Annotated in this window: 6 protein-coding genes; all 6 read right to left on the bottom strand. The window is 54.7% G+C overall.

Features of this window, described 5'->3' with window-relative positions; translation table 11 throughout:
- A partial coding sequence (locus tag AB4043_RS06795) for a beta-L-arabinofuranosidase domain-containing protein (protein WP_442306729.1) occupies nucleotides 1-487 on the bottom strand: 487 nt, incomplete at its 3' end.
- 201 nt (nucleotides 488-688) lie between these two features.
- On the bottom strand, nucleotides 689-2,605 hold the full coding sequence (locus AB4043_RS06790) for an IPT/TIG domain-containing protein (protein WP_442301571.1): 1,917 nt from the start codon (nucleotides 2,603-2,605) through the stop codon (nucleotides 689-691).
- Nucleotides 2,606-3,094: 489 nt separating this feature from the next.
- Nucleotides 3,095-3,508 (bottom strand): winged helix-turn-helix domain-containing protein, encoded by a 414-nt coding sequence (locus AB4043_RS06785; RefSeq protein ID WP_442301651.1) that lies wholly within the window; start codon nucleotides 3,506-3,508, stop codon nucleotides 3,095-3,097.
- A gap of 441 nt (nucleotides 3,509-3,949) precedes the next feature.
- Nucleotides 3,950-5,002: a sugar phosphate nucleotidyltransferase gene (locus AB4043_RS06780; RefSeq protein ID WP_442306728.1), complete on the bottom strand. Its 1,053-nt coding sequence runs from the start codon at nucleotides 5,000-5,002 to the stop codon at nucleotides 3,950-3,952.
- 157 nt (nucleotides 5,003-5,159) lie between these two features.
- Nucleotides 5,160-5,834 (bottom strand): response regulator, encoded by a 675-nt coding sequence (locus AB4043_RS06775; RefSeq protein ID WP_442301569.1) that lies wholly within the window; start codon nucleotides 5,832-5,834, stop codon nucleotides 5,160-5,162.
- A partial coding sequence (locus AB4043_RS06770) for a PAS domain S-box protein (RefSeq protein WP_442306727.1) occupies nucleotides 5,809-7,952 on the bottom strand: 2,144 nt, incomplete at its 5' end. The genes AB4043_RS06775 and AB4043_RS06770, both read right to left, overlap by 26 nt.

Raw genomic sequence — 7,952 nt, 5'->3', positions numbered from 1 at the left:
CTTCTCCATCAACGATAGTTCCATCTTTACGCTTCCGCCCCAACGCTCCGACGTAGCCTGTTCCGCGCGCCGTCTGCGCCCTTGCCAGCTCATCCACGATGTAGTTCGCGCGCTCGCGGCATGCGACATCCCCGGTCTGCTCGTAGGTCCTCACCRATGCTGTGAGGTAGTGACCGAGTGAGTGTCCCGCGATCGTATCGCTCTCCCATCCTCCATAAATAGGAGCCTTCGGTGGCAGCCCTGCGTACTGGAGAAAATTATGCAGGAATCGATCCGCGCTCAGCCCCAGAAGATAACCGCGATTTACCTCCACTGCATTTGCATACGCCGAAGGCAGCAGACGGACTGACGACAGCGGCAGAGGCCTGGCGTTAGCCGGAAGCAGCGGTGGAGAAACAGCGATGGCGCCTGCGTTACTGGCGGCAACGGAAGCTGCCAGGCCATACAAAAAACCGCGGCGGGTGATCTGAGGCTCAATGAAAAGCATGCAGAATGTATACCATAATGTATTCATTCCGGACGGCCCGCCTTAGCCCGGACAGGGTAAACCTCTCCATCTTCATGGCCTTAGAGCATGTTCCCTGTAGGTGTAAAGTAGGGCCTCCGTATCAACAGGGAAAATGCTCTAAAAACAGCAAGGGACAGCGATCTGCTGTCCCCTGCCGTATTCTTCGGTTGGTTAGAGGGTTTACTGATAGGCACCCATCGACGGCGTGCTGCCGCGCTGCGTTCCAACGATGTCGACCGACGAAGTCTTAGCTGATGTTCCGGCATCCCTGCCAGCCGAGCTCGACTGCAGCGCAAAGTTAGTGCTTGAGGCAAAGCTCGGAGCCGACGTCAGAGGAGCCGAATCCCAGGAGGGAGCAGCGCCGGCGCCGGACCAGAGGTTGTTGGAGCCAGTCACATTTGTAGTGCCTGACTCGATGTATGGTTGAGCGGCGCTGGGCTGAACACAGATATTGTTCGTCAGGTTCATTCCCGCTCCGGCAAACACAATGCCGAAGCAGCCGTTCTGGTTGCCGGTCACGTAACCGCCGGCATCCACGATGGTGTTGTTGTACACCTGCACAGTACCGCTGGTAGCAGCCGGAGGATCAGAGTTGATGGCGATACCAGCTTCGTTCGCCACGCCATAGGGGTTCGACGCAGTTGCAACGTGAGAAATCACATTGTTGTACACCTCGACCGTGCCCTGCGATGGATCGACAGAGGCCAGACTTATACCGTCGCAGTATCCGCCGGTGATGACATTGTCGTGCACGTGAATGTCATACAGGTTTCCACCAGTGGTCGCATGGAACATGATGCTGCGGCAGTAGCCCTTGAAGTTCTGGCCAATGCTGTTCCAACCCGCGTCCGCGTGGTTGACACCGGTGGAGAAGTAAACAGCGTGATAGGTCTTATCCACGTTGCCGCCGGTATCGTGTACGTTGTTGCCCTGGAATGCCCACGTGTCGGCAGGACTTTCCGTCTCTCCTAAAACACATGCCGTGCCGCTAACGCCGCTGGGCGGCGCTGGGCAGGAGATGCTGTTGTTGATGATGCGCGCGTTGCCCGCCTCCGCATCGATGGCCGAAACCTGACCAACAATATTGAGGTTGGCGATGGTGATGTTCTTACCCCATCCCTTCACACCGTTTGGAACGCTGGTGCTGCCCACATTGACAGTTCCACCTGGGAACCCAACGATAGACAACTGGCTGGTCGGCGATGATCCACCGATATCGGTTGAGACCGCAGCATTGTAGCCACGGCCGTCATTGAAGCTGACGTCAGTACCAGGCATCAGATAGATGACCGTGTTCTTGGATGGTGAGCTGCTGTCATTTGACGTTACCGAATTGAACGCCGCACGCCAGGTCTTAAAGGGCTGCGCGTAGGTTCCCGGGTTCGTGTCTACGCCGTTGGGAGAGACGAAGACAATGTTGGTCGGAGTGACAGTGAACGGCACGCCATTGGATGCCAGACCGTTCACATTCACGACGATATTTCCCGTGGTTGCGGACGGACCGAGCTGAGCAATGATCTGCGTGTTGGTCCACGAGCACAGGCTGCAATTCGTTACAAGCGATCCACCAAGTGTCAGTGTGCTTGAGCCCTGCGATGAGCCAAAGTTGCTACCGAAGATGCGTACATACACACCATTACCGTTGTCGCCGCCGGTGCCTGCACCAACATTCAGATCAGTGAAGTTGATATGCGGAGCGCCGGACGTTGTGCTGCCCGAAGACGGATTGGTTGTGGGTGAGGTAGGTGATGTAGGAGTTGTAGGAGTTGTCGGTGTTGTCGGTGTTGTAGAAGCTGCAGTTACCGTGATGGCGGTCGATGCCGTCTGGCTGGTTGAGCTGTTACTTGCGACCAGGTTGTAACCGGTCGACTGTGTTGGAGTGACGACTGCACTTCCTGAAGCAGCAACTGCACTGCCGTTAATCGTCACTGAAGTTGCGCCGGAAGTACTCCACGAGATGGTTGATTGGTTCCCCGCCGTAATAGAAGTTGGCGAAGCGTTGATGGAAGCCGATAACGTAGTCGTAGTGGACCCTGAACGATGTCTGTGCCTGTAGTACTGACCGTGTGCGGATGAGCCTGCGGCGAGTATGGACACACTGCTCCCTACGATGAGGAGACGAATTATGGACTGATTCAAATCAAAAAACTCCCTTGGGGATCGAAGCTGCGGGGCTTCATGCAAGTTGGTGGCCAACTATGCGGGAATTCGATGATTCTGAAAACAGGTTGCTATGGGTAAAAAATGGAGATTTACCGATGTCGTAAGGGTAAATATTCTCCCGATGAAGGGACAAAACGTCCCTATCAGCTCAGAGAGCGCATGGAGGGCGGGTTTCCGCGTCAACCAACTCGCGGTTTTCCACAGTTCACCTTTTGACTCTGCTCTTCTTGTGAAATCACTGCTTTGAAGCAATGTCACATCAGCTTGGTCGATTCCGGTTCCAATATCTCTCGCACGAAATAACTTTTACGCAAAATCGGAGTAACTTCGCCAGAGTTCTCATATAGAATGCCGCTCTCAACTTATCTCATGCTATGCATAGATGTTCGTTGACCGAGGCTTGAGAGGCAATACAACATATGTTCAAGAGAAGAGACGCAATCGATGCCAGAGATCTGTAAGTGACCTCCGAATGCCGTGCCGCTGCGAGACTCTGGATGAACTCAAGTCTGATGTCGTGATATGAGCCGCCAATCGATATCCGTAACCATTCACGGTCTGGATGTATTCCTGTCCGTCAGCCATCTTGCCTAGTGACAGCCTCAGGAGATACACAGTTTGAGTGAGGGTATGGCATTCAACGTTGGTATTCGGCCATACCTCACGCAATAACGTATCTTTTCGGACTGGCTTACCCTGTGCTTGTACCAGGGCGCAAAGCAGATCAAGTTGTTTCGCAGGGATTGGGATTTTTTGTATTCCCCGGCTCAGGCTGTTAGGACCCTTTTCGAACGTAAACCCATCGAAGAAATAGACACAGCCCACTACGCACTCCATCCATTGTTTAAGAGCATTTTCCCTGTTGCCGGTTAATTCCATGGGGAACCTGCAGCGGCGTTTTCATTGAGGAAAACGCCATAGATGCAACAAACCCCTACACGACACCTACAGGGAAATGCTCTGTTTGTTTTTTGTTCTGCTGTTCCTTAATCCAAAGCTGATTTGTACGTCTCAATCAAGTTGCTGACTCAGGAGAAATTCGTCTATCGCAACGCTCATTTTTGGAAGGGGAGCAACACCATGTTCACGCAACACAATTTCAAGGATCTCGATATTCACATCGACTCGATGCATTGGGAAAGCACTGCATCGAGCCTACGTCACGAAAGCGTTTTCCCTGTTGCCGGGCTTCCCGGACGAGTCGTGCCGGGGCCTTTTCATTACTGAAAACTCCCATAAATGGGCAAGCCCTCCACTACACCCACAGGGAAAAACCCACTAAGCGCCCGGCGGCTGCTCGAACCGTAGTGAGCTCCGCAGCGGGACAGCTCCCGGATCGCGATGGTGCAAGCGCTGTACTGGCCGCCGCGCTGTCTCCCACTGCCGCAACCAGTACGGCATCTCGGCATCACGAGATCGCAGTACCGATAGCACTCGTTCGGCTTGACCAAGATCATGCCAATCCAGCCCAGTGAGCTCTGAAACCAGGAGCCGGCTTGCATTTGGAGAAAGAATCTGACGAGAGAAATCGATGGTGGGAATGTTGTCATACACGAACGTCGCAATGCGAAGCTCCCGCCGGTCATTCGCTACCGCATGGACGCGCTTAAGAACCGCCAGATCCGGAAGCGCTTCGAAGCATATGCTCAGCAAAGTCTGGACAGAGCCGACCATGACGAATGTATTCCATAGTCCTCCATTCGTCAGAAGCCGTTCCGCGACGGGCAGGCTGGGCTTTTCTTCAAAGCTCCGCACTTGAAACAGGTTCTCGCCGACTGCGGGACCTGGCACAATCCAGCCAAACTCAACCTCAGGTCCTGAGGGGTGCGCTCCAAGCAGCATGACGCAATCGCGATGCTGAGCCGCCGTCTCGAATGCAGATTCAATCGCCGCAGTGAATGATAGTTCGTTGGAGTAGTAGTGATCGCAAGGCAAGACCGCGACCAGGGCATTCGGCTGCTCCTCCGCAATGTGGAAGAGGCTGAGAAGAATTGCGGGCGCCGTGCCACGATTGAATGGCTGCACCAGCTTGTACGACGAAGTGCCGGCGAGGTCTTCCTGAAAGTACAGGCGGTGCCCTTCGGTCACCGCGTAGATTGTCTGATTTTCGGGGATGCTTCTTGCCGCGCGGTCGCGAGTCTGGCGAAGCAGGGTCTCCTGACTCAGAAGGCCGCAGAACTGCTTTGGCCGATYGTCGCCATAGATGACACGCGTCAGGCACTGCAGACGTGTGCCGTCTCCGCCGGCCAGAACAAGTCCCCAGCGGTTTTGGGCCGAAGCCGGCAAGTTGCGATCCTTATGTTCTACGAGGTGCAATCCATGATTCGTCACTCTTTCTCTCTCTCCATACTTTTGGATTTTCCCGTTTTGTCCAGAAAGACACAGAGGGTTCTGTGATGGAGGAGAGGAGCACAAACCAGACCGACGAGAGTGAACCAATAATGGCATCAAATCGAATCGACAGGCATCTCGTACAACTACTAGTTTTTCAATTGGGATTTTGTTTGCCCGAAGACAAACCATCAGGCGGAGCAATAATGCCCTCCTGCACCGCAAACCGTGTCAGGTCGGCAACACTCCGCGCCCCAAGGCGAGACATCAGGCGCGCACGATGGAATTCAACCGTTCTTACAGAGATATAGAGGGCGTCTGCAATCTCTTTATTTTGTTTGCCTTCTACGATGAGCTGAAGGATCTGGCGTTGCCTGCCCGTAAGCTCCAAAACCGTTTGTGAAACTTGATAGGGGCGTTCCGTCACCTCCGTAACAAGGCTCTGATCCAAAGCCGGAGAAAAGTACCGACCTCCGCTTCGCGCAATCTGGATCGCGTTAAGAAGTTCCTCTGAAGCGCCGGATTTTAAGACATACGCCACTCCACCCGCTTCGATTGCCTTGCGCACATAGACCGGATTGGAGTGCATGCTGATAAAAACCAGCTTTGTCTTTGGAAGAGCCTTTCGTATCTCCCGTGCGGCATCGATGCCATTCAGCACCGGCATGGTTACATCCAGAATCACCATCTCTGGCCGAAGCCGCAGAGCTTCCCGGACGAGGCTCTGCCCATCGACTGCGGAACCTATTACATGGTGCTGATTCTCCAGCAGTCGTCGAATGCCATCAAGAACCAGCGAATGATCATCAGCAAGAAGAATTCTGGCTTTCATGGCGCCACTCTCCATGCAAAGGTACTGCGGCCGTGACAGAGGTTCCATGCCCCGGCGTGGAAGTAATATCGAGTGTTCCGTTGACCAGGCGAATGCGCTCGGTCATGCCCAGAATCCCCAGGCCGGTCCTGCTTCGCGGGGACTCCACCGAGAAGCCAACGCCGTTGTCTTGCACTTTGAGCTCAAACATGTCGCCGGCGCTCCGCAACGTAACGCGGATCTTTTTTGCATGTCCATGTATGAGCGCATTGCGGAGACTCTCCTGAGCGACGCGATAGAGACACGCTGCTTCTGTGTCGGTCAGGCAGGAGTCTTCCACCAGGCCGTCGAGAACTACCGTAATTCCGTGTCCTCTCTCGAATTCACCGCAAAACTCCTCGAGCGCAATGCTGAGGCCGAAATCGGTAATGACAGAAGGATGAAGTCCGTGTGAGATCCGGCGCACTTCGGAGGAGACACGTGCAGCCTGCTGCTGTAGCGCTTCGATCCGCTTGCGCTGTAACGCTTCCTCAGGAAACTCGGTTCCTAAGCGTCCCAGTTCGATGGAGAGAAATGCCAGTTGCTGGGTAATGTCGTCATGAAGTTCTCGCGCCAAGTTTCGACGCTCTTCTTCCTGGGCGGAGAGGAGGCGTGCCGCCAGTGCCCGCAGTCGTTGCTCGCTCTCCCGCAACGCAGCTTCGGCAGTCTTACGCGCGGTGATATCAGTGATGAAGCTTACGGCGAGCAATCCTCGCTTGGTGTGGACACCGCTGAGACTCACCTCGATGGGAAACTCCGCGCCATCTTTGCGTAATCCCAGGAGGTCCTGGTCGGACCCTATGGTACGACTCTTGGGATACAGATTGAAGTCCTGCCGACGTGATTGATGCAGATGGCGGAGCCTCGTGGGTACCAGGGTTTCAAGTGGCCGGCCGATCAACTCCCCCTGCTCATAGCCAAACATCTTGCCCGCCTGGCGATTGGCAAGCACGATTGTGCCGTCACTATCGATAGCAATAATGGCCTGCGCCGCTGTGTCCAGCAGGGTTCGGACGGTCTCTTCGCTCTCGCGCAAGGACTCTTCGAGCTCTTTGCGCGCTGTGATGTCTTCCGTAAAAATCAGAATTCCGGCGGGTTTATGATCCTGACCTCCCCAGGGCCGAATCTCCCATCGCAACCAGTTGACTCGTCCATCTTGACGGACCCATCGCTCCTCCTCAGAACGCATGGTTTCRCCTGCTAGACAACGGCGATGGATCTCTTTCCAGCGATCGGGAATTTCGGGGAATAAGTCGTAATGCAAGCTTCCCTCGAATTGTGACCGGTCCATCCCGTACTCCAATGCCCATCGATCGCTGACCTGCACATACCGCATATCTCGATCGAGCATTGCAACCGCCGCGGGAACGTAACGTACGAAGGTGTTGAGCAGATCCTCACGCGTCTTCAGAAGAGCGGTCCTCTCCCGCACCCGATCATCAAGTCCAGCATTAAGCCGGAAGAGCCGCGCCTCGGCTACTGCCGATTGCAGGCTATGCCGCCTGACGCTGAAGTACAACGAAGTGACGATCAACACAATGACGGCATACCCAATCACCAGAATGCTGAGAAAGTCAGAGCGCGCCTTTGTGAGCGCACTTTCCCGAGAGCCGAGCAAGCGCTGTTCCTCACGCTCCATCTCCCGGATCACGCCTTTGCTCGTCGCCAGCGGTTCACGCTGCTGATCGATCTGCGATTTTATGGATGAGGGATCGCTTCTCCGCTTCAGGTACTCGTCAATCGAGGATTGGTAGGTCGAGATCCGGGCTTCAAGTTCCTCCCGAAGCTTCAAAACGTTCTTCTGTTGCGAGGGATTATCGGCAGTGAGATCAGCAATGGTAGAGATCTCTTTCCGTAGTTCATCCAAATCCACGTTGTAGTCTTCGAGGAATCTGTCTTCGCCTGTGAGCAGGTATCCACGCCCGCTTGTTTCTGCCGTATCGATTGCGGAAGCCAGTCTCTCAAGCGAGGCCTCTACCTGGAGCGTGTGTTCGACCAACTGAGCCCGGCGATCCGCAAACCGGGCAACGAGCCACATCACGATTCCGATGGCAATCGGAATCGCCAACAAGAGCGCTAAACGACTAAACGCCTGAACGT

This window comes from Terriglobus sp. YAF25 (assembly GCF_052113305.1).
Lineage (GTDB): Bacteria > Acidobacteriota > Terriglobia > Terriglobales > Acidobacteriaceae > Terriglobus.
Note: the sequence above shows the minus strand (reverse complement) of the source record. Positions and strands in the feature narration are given on the sequence as shown.

Coding starts and splice junctions, on each gene's coding strand:
- AB4043_RS06775 (WP_442301569.1), bottom strand. CDS start 5,834: ATGAAAGCCAGAATTCTTCTTGCTGATGATCATTCGCTGGTTCTTGAT.
- AB4043_RS06785 (WP_442301651.1), bottom strand. CDS start 3,508: ATGGAGTGCGTAGTGGGCTGTGTCTATTTCTTCGATGGGTTTACGTTC.